The sequence below is a fragment of the Pseudomonas cedrina subsp. cedrina genome (assembly GCF_001983175.1).
In the GTDB taxonomy this organism is placed as follows: Bacteria; Pseudomonadota; Gammaproteobacteria; order Pseudomonadales; family Pseudomonadaceae; genus Aquipseudomonas; species Aquipseudomonas cedrina.
Window position 1 is genome coordinate 271,749 of the sequence record NZ_MNPW01000001.1, and the last position, 16,508, is coordinate 288,256.

At 60.0% G+C, this 16,508-nt stretch carries 16 protein-coding genes; 6 read left to right on the top strand and 10 right to left on the bottom strand.

All coding sequences use genetic code 11. From position 1 onward, the window contains the following. Nucleotides 1-48 precede the first annotated feature (48 nt). A complete protein-coding gene (locus tag BLL36_RS01330; protein WP_043051227.1) occupies nt 49-234 on the bottom strand; it encodes a CsbD family protein in 186 nt (61 codons plus the stop codon). 201 nt (nt 235-435) lie between these two features. Between BLL36_RS01330 and BLL36_RS01335 the strand changes: the two genes are divergently transcribed. Next, complete coding sequence (locus BLL36_RS01335; protein WP_076949686.1) at nt 436-813, top strand: hypothetical protein; 378 nt, start codon at nt 436-438, stop codon at nt 811-813. 171 nt (nt 814-984) lie between these two features. Here BLL36_RS01335 and fadD1 read toward each other — a convergent pair whose 3' ends face one another. Both fadD1 and fadD2 read right to left on the bottom strand, forming a co-directional pair. Then, the gene (fadD1, locus tag BLL36_RS01340; RefSeq protein WP_076949687.1) at nt 985-2,676 is read right to left on the bottom strand and encodes a long-chain-fatty-acid--CoA ligase FadD1; all 1,692 of its coding nucleotides are present in this window, start codon (nt 2,674-2,676) and stop codon (nt 985-987) included. Nucleotides 2,677-3,015: 339 nt separating this feature from the next. Next, nucleotides 3,016-4,704 carry a long-chain-fatty-acid--CoA ligase FadD2 gene (gene fadD2, locus BLL36_RS01345; RefSeq protein WP_076949688.1) on the bottom strand — a complete coding sequence of 563 codons (1,689 nt, stop codon included), beginning with the start codon at nt 4,702-4,704 and terminating at the stop codon, nt 3,016-3,018. Between the two features lie 221 nt (nt 4,705-4,925). Here fadD2 and BLL36_RS01350 point away from each other — a divergent pair, with 221 nt between their 5' ends. After that, nucleotides 4,926-5,870, top strand: coding sequence for an alpha/beta hydrolase (locus BLL36_RS01350; RefSeq protein WP_076949689.1), 945 nt, complete (start codon nt 4,926-4,928; stop codon nt 5,868-5,870). A 56-nt stretch (nt 5,871-5,926) separates the two neighbouring features. Beyond that, nucleotides 5,927-6,397, top strand: a complete 471-nt coding sequence (locus BLL36_RS01355; protein WP_003175719.1) for a MaoC family dehydratase — start codon at nt 5,927-5,929, stop codon at nt 6,395-6,397. 145 nt (nt 6,398-6,542) lie between these two features. Here the strand turns inward: BLL36_RS01355 and BLL36_RS01360 are convergent, their stop codons facing one another. After that, entirely contained in the window at nt 6,543-7,010 is a 468-nt protein-coding gene (locus tag BLL36_RS01360) for a ferritin-like domain-containing protein (RefSeq protein WP_034139096.1), read from the bottom strand. A gap of 204 nt (nt 7,011-7,214) precedes the next feature. On the opposite strand from BLL36_RS01360, the gene BLL36_RS01365 reads away from it, so the two are divergent. Both BLL36_RS01365 and BLL36_RS01370 read left to right on the top strand, forming a co-directional pair. After that, the gene (locus BLL36_RS01365; protein ID WP_076949988.1) at nt 7,215-7,451 is read left to right on the top strand and encodes a DUF3820 family protein; all 237 of its coding nucleotides are present in this window, start codon (nt 7,215-7,217) and stop codon (nt 7,449-7,451) included. A 10-nt stretch (nt 7,452-7,461) separates the two neighbouring features. Further along, complete coding sequence (locus BLL36_RS01370; RefSeq protein WP_076949690.1) at nt 7,462-8,637, top strand: aminotransferase class V-fold PLP-dependent enzyme; 1,176 nt, start codon at nt 7,462-7,464, stop codon at nt 8,635-8,637. A gap of 202 nt (nt 8,638-8,839) precedes the next feature. Here BLL36_RS01370 and BLL36_RS01375 read toward each other — a convergent pair whose 3' ends face one another. The 3 genes from BLL36_RS01375 to zwf are packed head-to-tail and all read right to left on the bottom strand — an operon-like array spanning nt 8,840 to nt 11,689. After that, entirely contained in the window at nt 8,840-9,505 is a 666-nt protein-coding gene (locus tag BLL36_RS01375; protein WP_065949399.1) for a bifunctional 4-hydroxy-2-oxoglutarate aldolase/2-dehydro-3-deoxy-phosphogluconate aldolase, read from the bottom strand. A 17-nt stretch (nt 9,506-9,522) separates the two neighbouring features. After that, nucleotides 9,523-10,236: a 6-phosphogluconolactonase gene (gene pgl / locus BLL36_RS01380; RefSeq protein ID WP_076949691.1), complete on the bottom strand. Its 714-nt coding sequence runs from the start codon at nt 10,234-10,236 to the stop codon at nt 9,523-9,525. Further along, nucleotides 10,223-11,689: a glucose-6-phosphate dehydrogenase gene (zwf, locus tag BLL36_RS01385; RefSeq protein ID WP_076949692.1), complete on the bottom strand. Its 1,467-nt coding sequence runs from the start codon at nt 11,687-11,689 to the stop codon at nt 10,223-10,225. Before zwf ends, pgl begins: the two co-directional genes overlap by 14 nt. A 219-nt stretch (nt 11,690-11,908) precedes the next feature. Between zwf and BLL36_RS01390 the strand changes: the two genes are divergently transcribed. Further along, nucleotides 11,909-12,769 carry a MurR/RpiR family transcriptional regulator gene (locus BLL36_RS01390; RefSeq protein ID WP_170039859.1) on the top strand — a complete coding sequence of 287 codons (861 nt, stop codon included), beginning with the start codon at nt 11,909-11,911 and terminating at the stop codon, nt 12,767-12,769. Between the two features lie 166 nt (nt 12,770-12,935). On the opposite strand, the gene BLL36_RS01395 is transcribed toward BLL36_RS01390, so the two are convergent. The 3 genes from BLL36_RS01395 to BLL36_RS01405 all read right to left on the bottom strand — a co-directional run bounded on the left by BLL36_RS01395 (nt 12,936) and on the right by BLL36_RS01405 (nt 16,508). After that, nucleotides 12,936-13,781, bottom strand: coding sequence for a D-hexose-6-phosphate mutarotase (locus BLL36_RS01395; protein ID WP_076949693.1), 846 nt, complete (start codon nt 13,779-13,781; stop codon nt 12,936-12,938). Nucleotides 13,782-13,915: 134 nt separating this feature from the next. Further along, nucleotides 13,916-15,262: a carbohydrate porin gene (locus BLL36_RS01400; protein WP_076949694.1), complete on the bottom strand. Its 1,347-nt coding sequence runs from the start codon at nt 15,260-15,262 to the stop codon at nt 13,916-13,918. A gap of 85 nt (nt 15,263-15,347) precedes the next feature. Next, nucleotides 15,348-16,508: an ABC transporter ATP-binding protein gene (locus BLL36_RS01405; protein WP_076949695.1), complete on the bottom strand. Its 1,161-nt coding sequence runs from the start codon at nt 16,506-16,508 to the stop codon at nt 15,348-15,350.

The window sequence follows — 16,508 nt, forward strand, 5'->3', positions numbered from 1 at the left end:
CATCCGTGGATGGCCGTCGGGCTGCTGGGGTGAGCCAGCCGAAGCGCCTTATTCGGTCGCTTTCTTGACTGCATCCTTGGTCTTGCCAACGGCTTGCTGCGCTTCGCCTTTCTTTTCCTGGACTACGCCTTCAGCACGCAGTTTGTCGTTATCCGTGGCTTTACCGACACCTTGCTTGACGTTACCGACGGCTTCGTTCGCCATGCCTTTTACCTTATCGGAAGTGCTGCCCATGGTATTACTCCTGATAACAATCAAATGGTTTTGGTCACTACGTAGCGGTTGACCTGAAGCGAAGCGCCAGAGTTTCAATTATTTTCAAGGGGAGCATTTCATCGTCAGCGGCAGTTTGGGCTTTATGTTTTGCGGCCAACCCACGAGAATGCCCGGCACATTCAGGCTATAACGCTGAATAACAGATCCCGTAGGAAGGTTATGAAACTCAATAAAGCACAGGCCATCGCCCGCAGAAACACCGAACTGGGCGGTGCCGTACTCGGCGTCAACAACTGCCACTTCACCGACCTGGACCCCAAACGCAACATCTGGTGGTTCGACCTGCCGCTGGGTCGTATTGCCGTGGGCCAGTTCGAATGGATCCATCTGCTGATGCACAACGCCGAGGCCGACCAGTTGCTGCACCTGAAAGTGCCGACGGCGTTCCTGCGTGAGAACCTCGAAGGGCTGGTGGTGCGCAATGCGGGCAAGCGCAAGCCTGAGATCACACTGGAGCTGAGCGCCGACAAGGATTCGTTCCTCAAGGATGTGCGCCCGGCCGGGGCCGGGATCAACTTCGCGCAGTTCTCCCAGTAACCACTCGGTCAAACCTGTGGGAGCGGGCTTGCTCGCGAATGCGGTGTATCAGCTTGCATATGCATTGACTGACACTCCGCTTTCGCGAGCAAGCCCGCTCCCACAGTGGATTGCATTTCAAGCCAGTATCTTCAGTGCCAAAAAAACCCGCTTTCGCGGGTTTTTTATGGGTCACTTTTTAAGACCAAGCTTCTTCAGTTCTTCATCGCGCAACTCACGCCTCAGGATCTTGCCCACGTTCGTGGTCGGCAATGCATCACGGAACTCCACCGCCTTGGGCACCTTGTAGGCCGTGACGTTGGCACGCATATGCTCCATCACCTGCTCCTTGGTCAGGGTGGCGCCCGGCTTAACCACGATGAACAGCTTGATGTGTTCGCCGGACTTCTCGTCCGGCACGCCGATGGCGGCGCACTGCAGCACGCCCGGCAGGCCTGCCAGCACGTCTTCCAGTTCGTTGGGGTACACGTTGAAGCCCGAGACCAGGATCATGTCTTTCTTGCGGTCGACAATGCGCATGTAGCCATCGGGCTGGATGATCGCGATGTCGCCGGTCTTCAGCCAGCCTTCGCTGTCGAGCATCTCGTCGGTGGCGTCCTGGCGCTGCCAGTAGCCCTTCATCACCTGCGGGCCCTTCACGCACAGCTCGCCGGTTTCGCCCAGCGCGAGTTCGGTGCCGTCGTCGGCGATGACTTTGCACACGGTGGACGGTACCGGAATGCCGATGGTGCCGAGCTGGATGTGCTGGATCGGGTTCACGGTGGCCACCGGGCTGGTTTCGGTCATGCCGTAGCCTTCGCAGATACCGCAACCGGTCACGGCTTTCCAGCGCTCGGCCGCCGCCAGTTGCAGGGCCATGCCGCCCGACAGCGTGACTTTGAGGGCGGAGAAGTCCAGCTTGCGGAACGCCTCGTTATTGCACAGCGCCACGAACAAGGTGTTCAAGCCGACAAAGCCGCTGAACTTCCACTTCGACAGCTCCTTGACCATCGCCGGCAGGTCGCGCGGGTTGCTGATCAGGATGTTGTGGTTGCCGATCAACATCATCGCCATGCAGTGAAAGGTGAACGCATAGATGTGGTAAAGCGGCAGCGGCGTGATGAGGATCTCGCACCCTTCATTGAGGTTCGACCCCATCAGCGCCTTGCATTGCAGCATGTTGGCGACCAGGTTGCGGTGGGTGAGCATCGCGCCCTTGGCCACGCCGGTGGTGCCGCCGGTATATTGCAACACGGCAACATCGCTGCTGGCCGGGCTGACCTCGTTGACCGCCTGGCCATGGCCCTTGGCGAGTACATCGTTGAACTTGATCGCCTTGGGCAAGTGGTACGCCGGGACCATTTTCTTCACGTACTTGATAACGCTGTTGATCAGCAGGCGCTTGAGCGGCGGCAACAGGTCGGCAACTTCAGTGACGATCACATGCTTGACGGCGGTCTTGGGCACGACCTTTTCCGCCAGGTGCGCCATGTTGGCCAGGCACACCAGGGCCTTGGCCCCGGAATCGTTGAACTGGTGTTCCATTTCCCGCGCGGTGTACAGCGGGTTGGTATTGACCACGATGAGGCCGGCACGAATGGCACCGAACACGGCGACCGGGTATTGCAGGACGTTGGGCAGTTGCACGGCGATGCGATCGCCGGGCTGCAGGTCGGTGTGCTGTTGCAGGTACGCGGCGAAGGCGCCGGACAATTCGTACAGCTCACCGTAGGTGAGCGTCTTGCCCAGGTTGCTGAAAGCCGGTTTGTTGGCGAAGCGCTGGCAGGATTGCTTCAATACCGCCTGAATATTCGGATACTCGTCTGGATTGATTTGTGCAGCAATCCCGGCGGGGTACTTATCCTTCCAAAAGTCTTCGTTCATGGAAAGCCCACTCCTCAGCGACGTCAGCGACGCGAATTCATCATCGCATTTGATGCGATTATTATTGGTGTATGTTTTTTTTAGGTGAATCCGGCGCTTTCAAGCAGGCCGAGACGTCACAAAGCGCGCCGAGAGTAGCAGCTTTGCCAAGGGCCGCCTAGAGCCAAACGAGTGCCTTACAGTCATAAACACGACTGTCCTACAATATTTGGTCACGCTTTAAATCAAGGCGAAATAACCCAGGAAAACGCTCTGGAATAGGCCTTTCAGGGTGACATAGAAACAAATGTGGGAGCAGACAAGCCAGCTCCCACAGTTTGATTGCGGTTCAACTCAGTGTCAGGCGATGTCGCGAAGCTCCCGCCGCAAGATTTTCCCCACCGGCGTCATCGGCAACGAATCGCGCAACACAATATGCTTGGGCACCTTGTACCCGGTGAAATTGGCTTTGCAGTACGCCTTCAACTCTTCCAGGCTGACGCCCTGCTCACGGGCCACCACAAAGAGCTTCACCGCCTCCCCCGTCCGTTCATCCGGCACGCCGATCACCGCGCAGTTGGCCACCGCCGGGTGCGCCATCACCACGTCTTCGATTTCGTTGGGGTACACGTTGAAACCCGAGACGATGATCAGGTCTTTCTTGCGGTCGACAATGCGTATAAAACCGTCCTCATCGATCACCGCGATGTCGCCGGTCTTCAGCCACCCTTCGGCATCCAGCGCCTCGGCGGTGGCGGCGGGCTGCTGCCAGTAGCCCTTCATCACCTGGGGGCCCTTGATGCACAGTTCGCCGCGCTCGCCCAAGGCCAACTCGACGCCTTGATCATCAATCACCTTCATCGCCGTGGCCGGTACCGGAATGCCCACGGTGCCCAGTCTGGATTTGTTGCCGTAGGGGTTGGTGCTGGCCACCGGCGAGGTTTCCGTCAGGCCATAACCTTCGCCAATCGCGCAGCCGGTCATCTGCTGCCAGCGCTCGGCCGTGGCCTTGATCAGCGCAGTGCCGCCGGAGTTGGTGAGCTTGAGGTGGGAGAAATCCAGGGTCTTGAAGTCGGGGTGGTCCATCAGCGCCACAAACAGCGTGTTAAGCCCCAGCAGCCCGGTAAAGCGCCATTTTTTCAGTTCCTTGATGAACCCGCCGATGTCCCGCGGGTTGGTGATCAGCACGTTGTGGTTGCCGGAGACCATCATGCACATGCAATTGGCGGTGAACGCATAGATGTGGTACAGCGGCAGCGGCGCGATCATCACCTCCTGCCCTTCCTTGATCAGCGGGTGGCCGTCTTCGCCGGTCTGGGCCATGCACGCGCGCGCCTGCTGCATGTTCGCCACCAGGTTGCCGTGGGTGAGCATCGCGCCCTTGGCCAAACCGGTGGTGCCGCCGGTGTATTGCAGCACGGCAATGTCGTCGAGGCTCACCGGATGGCGGGTCACGCCCAGGCCCGCGCCCATGCGCAGCGCGCGCTTGAACGACACCGCGCGCGGCAGGCTGTAGGCCGGGACCATTTTCTTCACCTTGTCGACCAGGGTGTTGACCAGCCAGCCCTTGGCGGCAGGCATGAAGTCGCCCATCCTGGCTTCGATCAGGTAGTCGATCTCGGTGTCGGTGCAGACTTCCTGCACCCGCGAACCGAACAGGTTGAGGTAGACCAGCGCGCGCACGCCGGCGTCCTTGAACTGGTGACGCATCTCGCGCGGGGTGTAAAGCGGGTTGGTATTGACCACGATCAGCCCGGCGCGCAAGGCGCCGAACACGGCAATCGGGTAATGCAGGACGTTGGGCATCTGCACCGCGATGCGGTCGCCCGGCTTGAGGTCGGTGTGCTGCTGCAGGTACCCGGCGAACGCCGCGCTCTGGCGTTCAAGCTCGGCGTAGGTCAGGGTGATCCCCATGTTGCTGAATGCCGGACGGTCGGCAAAAGCCTTGCAGGAGCGCTCGAAGACTTCGACCACCGACTTGTAGGCCGTAAGGTCGATGTCATTGGGAACGCCCGCTGCGCGTTTGTCATTCCAGAAATCAGGTTGCATTATTCTTGTCCTCTTACCTGAGTGTGTCCGGCCGCTTTTGTGCTGCAACAAGAAGCGGAGCTTCGAGGACGTTAGCAGCTATGGCCAAACAGGCAAATACAGGAAATAGCGTCATTTGTTGTGTGAATCTCCCTACAAGGGCCTGCACTGATCAGGCGTTGACCGTGGGATGAGCGATACACTGCAAGGACGCCGAGCAGATCTTGAGCAAAGGAGCCGCCATGAACCACAGTACTTTCTGGCTGACCGCGAATGACCGCAGCCGCCTGTACGTCAACCAGTGGATGCCCGACGGCCCGGCCAAGGCAGTGTTGATGCTGTCCCACGGCATGGCCGAGCACAGCGGGCGCTATGCGCGCCTGGCCGCAGCCTTGTGCGCCGCCGGCTACGGCCTGTATGCGCTGGACCAGCGCGGCCATGGCCGCACCGCCGATGAAGGCACCCTGGGCCTGTACGCCGAGAAGGATGGCTGGAACAAAGTAGTGGGCGACCTGGCCAGCCTCAACCAGCACATCGGCCAGCAACGGCCGGGGCTGCCGATCTTCCTGCTGGGCCACAGCATGGGCAGCTACATCGCCCAGGCGTACCTGCTGCATCACAGCGCCAGCCTGAATGGAGCGATTCTCAGCGGTTCGAATTTCCAGCCGGTGGCGTTGTACCGCGCAGCGCGGGTGATCGCGCGGGCCGAACGGTTGCGCCAGGGGTTGCGTGGGCGCAGCGCGCTGATCGAGTTCCTGTCGTTTGGCTCATTCAACAAGGCGTTCAAACCCAACCGCACCGCGTTTGACTGGCTTAGCCGCGACCCGGTGGAAGTCGACCGGTACATCAACGACCCGCTGTGCGGTTTCCGCTGCACCAACCAACTGTGGGTCGACCTGCTCGGCGGCTTGCAGCAAATCAGCAAAGCGTCCAATCTCGCGCAGATCGACCCGGGCCTGCCGATCCTGGTGATGGGCGGCGAATGTGATCCGGTGAGTGAGGGCAAGCGTCTCAACAGCCTGGCCCATGCGCTGCGTGAAGCCGGCTGCCAGCACCTGCAACTGACTGTCTACCCGCAGGCGCGCCATGAAGTGTTCAATGAAACCAACCGCGATCAAGTCACGGCGGACGTGCTGATGTGGCTCGACCAGGCGCTGACCCTGCGCAGGCCGGCCCATTGTGAATAACATTCCTTTAAAATCAGCTATTTAAATTACCGATTAGCCACAGGATGCACTTTTAGATGACCCAGGTAACCAACACCCCGTACGAAGCCCTCGAAGTCGGCCAGACCGCCAGCTACAGCAAGACCGTCGAAGAGCGCGACATTCAGCTGTTCGCCGCGATGTCCGGCGACCACAACCCGGTGCACCTGGATGCCGAGTATGCCAAGGCGACCATGTTCAAGGAGCGTATCGCCCACGGCATGTTCAGCGGTGCGCTGATCAGCGCGGCGGTAGCGTGCGAGTTGCCTGGGCCGGGCACGATCTATATTGGTCAGCAGATGAGTTTCCAGAAGCCGGTAAAGATCGGCGATACCTTGACCGTACGCCTGGAAATCCTGGAGAAGCTGCCCAAATTTCGCGTGCGCATTGCCACTCGCGTGTTCAACCAGCGTGATGAATTGGTGGTGGATGGTGAAGCGGAGATTCTTGCGCCGCGTAAGCAGCAGGTGGTGACGTTGACGGAGTTGCCGCCGATCAGCATTGGCTGAGTTCGACCTTCAACAGTATGCAATACCAATGTGGGAGGGGGCTTGCCCCCGATTGCAGTGTGTCAGTCATTGAGATGTCGACTGATTCACCGCTATCGGGGGCAAGCCCCCTCCCACAGTTTTTACACCATCTACAGCACAGGGCTTACGACTGAGCGCGAGCCTGGTTACGCAGCGCTTTCACCTGGTCGTGGTTGCGTTGCACGCCATGGTACTGACGCTCAACCAGGTCACGAATGCCCAGCAGGTTGTGCTTGTTGATCTTTTCGATCGCTTCACGATAAGCCTTCAGGGCGTGGTCTTCACCGCGCTCGGCTTCGTTCAGCACCGCTTCTTCGTCTTTACCGGTGACCATCGACTTCACGTCGACCCAGCCACGGTGCAGGGCGCCGGCCATGCTGCCGGAATCTTCCGGATCGCCACCCAGTGCACGCACGGCGGTTTTCAGCTCGGCGGCAGCGGTAGCGCAATCGGCGGAACGCTTGGCGAACAGTGCCTTCAGTTCAGGGTGCTTGATGTCTTCAGCGCACTCTTTAAAACCCTTTTGACCATCGATACTGGTCTCGATCAGGTCGTTAAGTACGGAGATCGATTCTTTGTTGATGTCAGTCATTTTCAATTCCTTATGGGTTTTGAGGAAGGTTGCCTTAATGATTGCAGCGCTCGTGCCAGCTTTTCAAAAATACAAATATCTTTAAATTTCAGTTAGTTACAAATAATTGAACCATCTGTATGTGCGTTATTTGCATGATCTGTCATTTGGCCTTCATGCAGAATGCCTGTATTTTCGAAGACCTCGCCTTCACTGCCCGACGCCATGAACCCCGAAAAACTCGAACTGCTGATCACCCGCCAAATGCCCTTTGGCAAATACAAGGGACGAATCATCGCCGACCTGCCCGGCCCCTACCTGAACTGGTTCGCCCGTGAAGGTTTCCCCCACGGTGAACTGGGCGGTCTGCTGGCCTTGATGCAGGAAATCGACAGCAATGGCCTGTCTGAATTGCTGGAACCGCTACGCGCCAAACACGGCAAACCCGCCCCGCGTCATTGAGAGCCCCCCTATGCCAAGGAATGCAGATAACGAAGCCCATTGGCAGGCCATCGCCCAGCGCTATGACCTGGAGCCCGGCCCGATCAACCTGGAAAACGGTTACTTCGGGCGCATGAGCCGTGCGGTACAGGCCCAGTACCTGGAGCAGGTTGCGTTTATCAACCGCAGTAACGCCGTGCATGTGCGCCAGCGCTTTGAACAAGGTGAAAACGTCGAGATCCGGCGCCAACTCGCCGAGTTGATCGAGGTCGACCCGGCGTCGGTGGCCTTCACCCGCAACGCCACCGAAGCCCTGCAATCGCTGATTCGCAACTACAACCGCCTGCAACCGGGCGACCAGGTGCTGATCAGCGACCTGGAGTACGACACGGTCAAAGGGGCGATGCGTTGGCTGGCGGGCTATCGCGGCGTGGAGGTGATCGAACTGTCCCACGCGCATCCGGCCAGTTTCGACAGCCTGGTGCAGACCTATCGCAACGCTTTCGCTCAATACCCGCGTTTAAAGCTGATGGCTCTCACCCACGTGACCCACCGCACAGGGCTGGTAATGCCCGTTGCGGCGATTGCCGAGGCCGCGCGCGAACATGGCATCGATGTGATCCTCGACGGCGCCCACGCGCTGGGCCAGATCGAGTTCAACCTGGCCGAGCTTGGCATTCAGTTCGCCGGTTTCAACCTGCACAAATGGATCGGCGCACCGCTGACCCTGGGCTTTCTATACATCGCCCCGCAGCGCCTGGGCGATATCGACCCGGACATGGGCGAGTTCCACTACCCCGTCACCGATGTGCGTGCGCGCACCTCCTACAGCACGCCGAACTTTCCGGCGCTGATGACCTTGCCATTGGTGTTTGAGGAACATCGGGAACTGGGTGGCGCGGCGGCCAAGGGTGCGCGGGTCAATTATTTGCGCGACAAGTGGGTGAGCCAGGTGCGGGCGTTGCCGGGGATTGAGGTGCTGACGCCGGATGATCCCAGGCTGTATTGCGGGATTACGGCGTTCAAGTTCACAGGGCGCGATCAGCAGGTGATGGTGGACCGGTTGTTGAACGAGCACGGCTTGTTTACCACGACCCGCACGGGGGCGGCATTTGGCACCTGCATCCGGGTGACACCGGGGTTGGTGACCTCGGCGGCGGATATTGATGTGCTGGTCGCGGCCATTACCCAGTTAAACACCGATTAAACAAGTGGGAGCTGGCTTGCCTGCGATAGCGGTGTATCAGTGAAATATGTATCAACTGACAGAATGCAATCGCAGGCAAGCCAGCTCCCACATTGGAACATCGGTGTTACGCAGGTTTCACCAGGCAAAAAAAAGCGGTACACCGACCAAGTGCACCGCAAAAATGCCGTTAAGCACAGCAACAACGATTCGGTAAATCAGATCAGTCCAGCAGTGCCAGCGCCTCGGCGGTGACTTCCTGGATACGCGCCCAGTCGCCGTTCCTGACCCACTCAGGGTCGAGCATCCAGCTACCGCCCACGCACATCACGTTTTTCAACGCCATGTAGCTCTTGATATTGGCCGGGCCAACGCCGCCGGTTGGGCAGAATTTCACTTCGCCGAACGGGCCGCCCAAGGCTTTGATGGCTGCGACGCCGCCGCTGACTTCAGCCGGGAACAGCTTGAAGCGGCGATAGCCCAGACCGTAGCCTTCCATGATGCCGGAGGCATTGCTGATGCCCGGCAGCAGCGGAATCGGGCTGTGCACCGAGGCTTCCAGCAGGTCGCGAGTGATGCCAGGGGTGACGATAAATTGCGAGCCCGCGACTTCCGCCGCTTCGAGCATGTGACGGTCCAGCACGGTGCCCGCGCCGGTGCACAGTTCAGGACGCTGCTCGCGCAGCACCTGGATGGCCTTGAGACCGAACTCGGAACGCAGGGTCACTTCCAGTGCGGTCAAACCGCCGGCTGCCAGGGCGTCGGCGAGCGGCAGGATGTCCTGTTCGCGGGCGATGGTGATCACCGGCAGGATCCGCGCCTTGGCGCAGAGGCTGTCGATCAGGGCAACTTTATCCGCCATGGACACGGTCGGTTGAGGGCTTTTCATAGCGGCTGATCCTTGGCTCATGGGCACCAGTAAATCTCTAATGTAGGTTGCAGAAACGCGCGAATGGGCATGGCGGCGACATCGTCACTGGCCAGCGCGGCGTTCAAGGTGGTCAGTTTCGAACTGCCGGAAATCGACAGGACGGTGTAGTTGGCCGTGGCCAGCAGGGCGCGACTCATGGTCAGGCGCTGGTGCGGCACGGTCGGCGCCAGCATCGGCCAGCAACGGCGGGTACCGTCGGCCTGCAAGGCTTCAGCCAGGTTCGGGCTGTCGGGAAACAGCGATGCGGTGTGGCCGTCATCACCCATGCCCAGCACCAGCACATCAATGGCCGGCAGTTCAGCCAGCAGGCGATCGGCCTGCTCGGCAGCGTCTTCAAGGTTGGCCGCGGCGCTGTACAGGCTCAAGAATTTCGCCTTGGCCGCCGGACCTTGCAGCAAGTGTTGCTTCAACAGGCCGGCATTGCTGTCGGCGTGCTCCACCGGCACCCAGCGCTCATCGGCCAGGGTGATGGTGACCTTGGACCAGTCCAGCCCCTGCTTGGCCAGGTGCTGGAAAAACGCCACGGGGCTGCGGCCACCGGACACCACCAGGGTGGCCTCGCCACGGGCACTGATGGCCCCGCGCAATTGCTCAGCCACGTCGCTGGCCAGGCCCTGCGCCAGCAGCGCGGGCGTAGGGTACTCATGGGCAGTCACGCCCTGAGGCAGTTTCAATTCAGATATCGCCATACCACGACCTCCCATCCCGCGTGATCAGTGCAATCGAGCTCATCGGCCCCCAGGACCCGGCCGCATACGGCTTGGGCGCATCCCCGGATTTTTTCCACCCGGCGATCAACTGGTCACACCACTTCCACGCGGCTTCGATTTCATCTTTACGGACAAACAGGTTCTGGTTGCCGTGCATCACTTCCAGCAGCAAGCGCTCGTAGGCATCCGGGATGCGCGCACTGCGGTAGGTGTCGGAAAAATTCAGTTGCAGTGGCCCGCTGCGCAGTTGCATGCCCTTGTCCAGGCCCTGCTCCTTGGTCATTACCCGCAAGGAAATACCTTCGTCCGGCTGCAGGCGAATGATCAGTTTGTTGCTGATCTGCAGGCGCTGCTCGGGGGCGAAGATGTAGTGGGACGGTTCCTTGAAGTGGATGACGATCTGCGACAGCTTTTGCGGCATGCGCTTGCCGGTGCGCAGGTAGAACGGCACCCCCGCCCAACGCCAGTTGCGGATATCGGCACGCAGGGCGACGAAGGTTTCGGTGTCGCTCTGGGTGTTGGAGTTCTCTTCTTCCAGGTAACCCGGCACCGGCTTGCCGGCGCTGTAGCCGGCGATGTACTGGCCGCGCACGACCTGGGTGGTCAGGCCATCCGGGCTGATCGGCGCCAGGGCCTTGAGCACCTTGACCTTCTCGTCGCGGATGCTGTCGGCGGACAGGTCGGCCGGCGGGTCCATCGCGATCAGGCAAAGCAGTTGCAGCAGGTGATTCTGGATCATGTCCCGCAGTTGGCCGGCCTTGTCGAAGTAGCCCCAACGGCCTTCGATACCGACTTGCTCGGCCACGGTGATTTCCACGTGGGAGATGTAATTCTGGTTCCACTGGGTTTCGAACAGGCTGTTGGCGAACCGCAGTGCGATCAGGTTCTGCACCGTTTCCTTGCCCAGGTAATGGTCGATGCGGTAGGTGCGGTTCTCCGGGAAAAACTGCGCCACGGCATCGTTGACCTTGCGCGAGGATTCCAGGTCCGAACCGATGGGTTTTTCCAGCACCACACGGGTGTTCTCGGCCAGGCCGACCTTGGACAGGTTCTCGCAGATCGCGCCGTACACGGCGGCAGGCGTGGCGAAATAGGCAATCAGGCATTGCTCGGTGCCGGCGATTTCGGCCAGGGCCACGTAGTCGTCGGCCTTCATGAAATCGACGTGCACATAGGTCAGGCGCGCCAGGAACCGCTGGGCGATGGTTTCGTCCAGTTCCTTGCCCACGTAGGTGCGCAGGGCTTGCTCGATGTGGGCCAGATGCTGCTGCTCGGAACCGGCTTCGCGGGCCAGGGCCAGGATGCGCGTGTCGTCGTGCAGGAGCGCGGCGCCATCGAGGTGATAGAGGGCAGGAAATAACTTGCGCAGCGCCAGATCACCCAAGGCGCCAAACAGGGCAAAGGTGCAGGGTTCTACGGTTATCGAAGGCATGATGTTTGTTCTTTTATCAAGTTAAGCTACAAATACCTTTTTTCAAGGTATCACTCAAGGAAAAATGTAGTAATAACCACAACATTTTCCCGAAATACGCATTCCGAGTGGTGGTGTTCAGCTACCCTCAGTAGGATAGGCCACCGCAAAAGACCATTCATCGATTGGTTGCCACCTTTTATTTGCATCGTCGCCCGAAGGAAAGACTGAATGGACCGCGTGCGAAATCTTCTGGAACAGATCCGGAACCGCCTCGAAGAATTGAACAAGGCCGAGAAAAAAGTCGCAGAGGTCATCCTGCTCAATCCGCAGCAGGCGACCCGCTTCTCCATTGCCGCCCTCGCCCAGGCCGCGTCGGTCAGTGAACCGACGGTCAACCGCTTCTGCCGTTCGTTCGGCGTCAGTGGTTACCCTGAACTTAAATTGCAGTTGGCGCAAAGCCTGGCCAGCGGTGCGGCGTATGTCAGCCGCGCGGTGGAGGCCGATGATAACCCCGAGGCCTACACCCAGAAGATCTTCGGCAGCGCCATCGCCTCCCTGGACAGCGCCTGCCAGGCGCTGGACCCGGCCCTCATCAGCAAGGCCGTGGATTTGTTGATCCAGGCGCGGCAGATCCACTTCTTCGGCCTGGGCGCTTCGGCGCCGGTGGCGATGGATGCGCTGCACAAGTTTTTCCGTTTCAACCTGGCGGTGACCGCCCATGCCGACGTGCTGATGCAGCGCATGATCGCGTCGGTGGCGCATACGGGCGAGCTGTTCGTGATCATTTCCTACACCGGGCGTACCCGTGAGCTGGTGGAAGTGGCGCGTATCGCACGGGAAAACGGCGCCTCGGTACTGGGCGTGACCGCCGAGAATTCGCCGCTGGCCAAGGCCAGCACCGTGAGCCTGAATATTCCGCTGCCGGAGGACACCGACATCTACATGCCGATGACCTCGCGGATCATCCAGTTGACGGTGCTGGATGTGCTGGCGACCGGCATGACTTTGCGCCGCGGGGTGGATTTCCAGCCGCATTTGCGCAAGATCAAAGAGAGCTTGAATGACAGCCGGTATCCGGTGGGGGATGAGTTCAACTGAGGCTGAGATCGCCTTGTAGTGAGCGGGCTTGCCCCGCGCTGGGGGGCGAAGCCGCCCTAAAACCTGCCACTGTGTTCTAACTGATACGGCGCGGCGGACTTATTGGGGCGGCTTCGCCCCCCAGCGCGGGGCAAGCCCGCTCACTACAGGCAAAAGTGCCAGAGCGTTAAGCTCCAGCCCGAGCCTGCAGACTCAGGTGCGCCCTCTCCCCCGGCGCCAGGCTCGCCCCCGCCATCGCCGCCTCCACACACACAAACCCCGACGCCTCGTTGAAGCTCACCCCCAACAACGGCCGGCTGCCGGGGTGCCATACCACCGTGTCGGCAGTCTCGCCCGTATCGATGCACAGTTCCCGCTGCCAGGCGTGATCCTTGAGCTGCAATTCGCCGTCATGCTGGAACACCCGCTGGCAGCCGCCGTCCACGCGCAGTTCGCCTTCCTGCTGGCAAACCTGGCGGCTGAGCTGGTCGTAACCCTGCGCGCCGTCGAGCCCAGACAGCGCTACCTCATCAACGTGACCAATACGCCAATAGGCGTGCAAAGCATGGCTCAACTGGCAGGGCAGCTCATCCTGATGCTCGGTGCTCAGGCGCAGTTCCAGGGTTTCGCCCAGGTGCGCATGCAGGTCCACCTGCCAGTCGCACAACTGCAACTGCCAGTGCAGGCGCACACCGTCGTCGTCAGTGCTGCTGTGCAGCAGTTTCCAATCGATCAGCCGTGCCCAGCCATGGGAAGGCCACGCATTTTCGCTCGGGTGGCGGCCATACCACGGCCAGCACACCGGCACACCGCCACGGATGGCGCCGACTTGCGGCCATTTGGCTGCACACCACAGCCAGGGTTTCTGGCCACGGGGCTGGAAGTGCAACAGCTGTGCGCCCTGGCGACTGAACACCGCCTGGCACAGCGGATGATCGATCACCAGCACGTCACGCAGCTGAAAGCGCTCCCAGGCGAACACCGGACGCTCGCGCAAGGATTTGAAAAAGCGTTGCAGCGGTTGCTCATGCATGTGCCACCGTCCTGAAAATCATGTCGCTCAAACCTTGGGGAAACCTGTGGGGGCTGGAGTGCTCCCAAAAAAAAGCGGATAGCCATGGCTATCCGCAAAATGCGCACAGAGAGAAGGAGCTTATCGCAACAGCGTTAGAACGTAGACTGGATTTTCAGGCCAGCCACCAGCGCGTTGTCGACTTTATCCACGCCGCCAGGTTGCACGACGTATTGCAGGTTGGGACGCACGGTCAGCCAGTTGGTGACGTGGAAGCCGTAGTTGATTTCGAAGTTGTACTCGGTTTCACGGATCGGCGTGTACAGCGGGTTGTCGTAGTCGCTGACGCCGTTGGCGACGTTGCGCAGTTCCGAATCTTCCTTCACGTCCTTGTTGACGTGCAGGCGCGCGGCACCAATGCCGACGTCATCTTTTGGACGCGCATCGAATGGGCCTTTGTACACCAGCATGATCGACTGATAGTTGTCGACCAGGTTGGTTTCCTTGTCGTGGAACGTGGCGTTGGCGGCGATGTTCAGGCCACGCGTAGCGTCGCCGTTGTGCGTGGTGAGTTGCTGCTGCGCAACGAACCAGTAGCCTTTCTTGCTGCTGCGGGTACGGTAAGCCGCGCCGGTGGTGGCCGCATCGTTGCCGTTGATGTCTTCACGGACATCGGAAGCATCGGCGGCGCTTTTGTAGTAACCCACGCGGTATTCGCCCGGCAGGTTATTCACCTTCGGCGACCAGACCAATTCCACCGGGATCACGGTGCCCTTGGTGCCACTGCCGCTGAGTTTGAAGCCGTTGCCGTGCTCCAGCTGCGATGGGTTCTGGTTGTACGCACCGATTTGCGCATACAGCTCAGGCGTGATGTTGTACTTCACGCGGATGGCTGCCTGGCTGACCGGCCAGTTGTACCAGGTGTTCACGTAGTTACCGACCTGCGAGCCGCAGAACGACAGGTTCTGGAAATCGCACGGGAAGGTGTTGAAGTCTTCGCCTTCACCGAAGTAACCGAGCTTCACATCCAGCTTGTTGTCGAACATCTGGTGCTGGATCCAGAACTGGGTCAGACGCACCATGTGGCCACGGCCGTAGACTTCCATGGACGAACTCAACGTGCCGGCACGTGGGTCGCCAATGCGGTCGTTGGAGATGTTCTGGCCATTACGGTTGGTGAACTGGATCTTGGCCTGGGTGTTGTCCCAGCCCCACAGTTTTTGCAGGTCAAGCGCAACGCCCAGACCGAACTGGTCAGCATAGCGACCGGTCTTGTCGTTGTTGTAGCCGCCGTGGGCGTTGTAGCCCATCTCCCCTACATAATCGGCCTTGATGTCGATACCCTGCTCGATCAGCTTGGTACGCTCACCACCCCAATCGCCGGTCATCCACTTCGAATCAGCACTGAATGCATCGGCCGCCATCGCATTGGCGGACAGAACCAGGGCTGCTGCAGCTGTCATTTGACAGATCAGCCGAGTGTTGTTGTGTTGCTTTTTCATCCCTACATCCTCGTCTTTATTGTTATTAAACTGTTTTTATCTAACGTGGTTTACTTTTTTTAACTGAAACAACAACTTATCTGCTTCAACGGCCTTTGAATTGGGCCACGTTGTCGGCATGCCCCTGTGCGGGCAATGAGGAAGCAGTGCCCAGTCGCTCGCCTGTGTTGGCGTCGAACAGCAGTACCTTGGAAGGATCCAATTGCAAGGTCAGCGTCTCGCCCACTTGCGGCGCCACGTCGGGCGCCAGGCGGCAGCATACCTTGGTGTCATTGAGCTGCACGAACACCAGGGTGTCCGGGCCGGTCGGCTCGGTGACCTGGACTTCGGCGCGAATGGCCGAGGCACTGTTGCCCTCGCCCGCCGCCAGCATGATTTGCTCCGGACGCAGGCCCAGGATCACGTCGCGGTCTTCAAGCCCAGCGTCGCTCACGTTCAGCACCAGCTCGCAACGGGCCTGGCCGCTGTCGAGCAGGGCCACCAGGCGGCCGTCCTTGCGTTGCAGGCGCAAGGGCACGAAGTTCATCGGCGGCGAGCCAATGAAGCTCGCCACGAACTGGTTGGCCGGGTTGTTGTAGATCTCTTTCGGCGTGCCGAACTGCTGGATGATGCCGTCCTTCATCACCGCGACTTTGTCGCCCAGGGTCATCGCTTCGATCTGGTCGTGGGTCACGTAAACCGTGGTGGTCTTGAGACGCTGGTGCATCAGTTTCATTTCGGTGCGCATCTCGACGCGCAGCTTGGCGTCAAGGTTCGACAGCGGTTCGTCGAACAGGTAGATCTTGGGGCGACGCGCCAGGGCACGGCCCATCGCGACACGCTGTTGCTGGCCGCCGGAGAGCTGGCCTGGCTTGCGGTTGAGCAGGTGCTCGATCTGCAGCAGCTTGGCCACGCGCGCCACTTCGGCGTCGATGTCGGCCTGGGGCATCTTGCGGATCTTGAGGCCGAACTCGATGTTCTCGCGCACGCTCATGGTCGGGTACAGCGCGTAGGACTGGAACACCATGGCGATGTCGCGATCCTTGGGGCTCATGCCGCTCACATCCTGGTCACCGATCATGATCGCGCCGCCGGTGATGGTCTCAAGGCCGGCGATGCAATTCATCAGCGTGGATTTGCCGCAACCCGAAGGGCCGACCAGGATCAGGAATTCGCCTTCCTTGATCGACAGTTCGATGTTCTTCAAGGTGTCGGGCAGGCCGGCGCCATAGGTCTTGTTTACATTGCGAAGTTCAAGCGTAGCCAT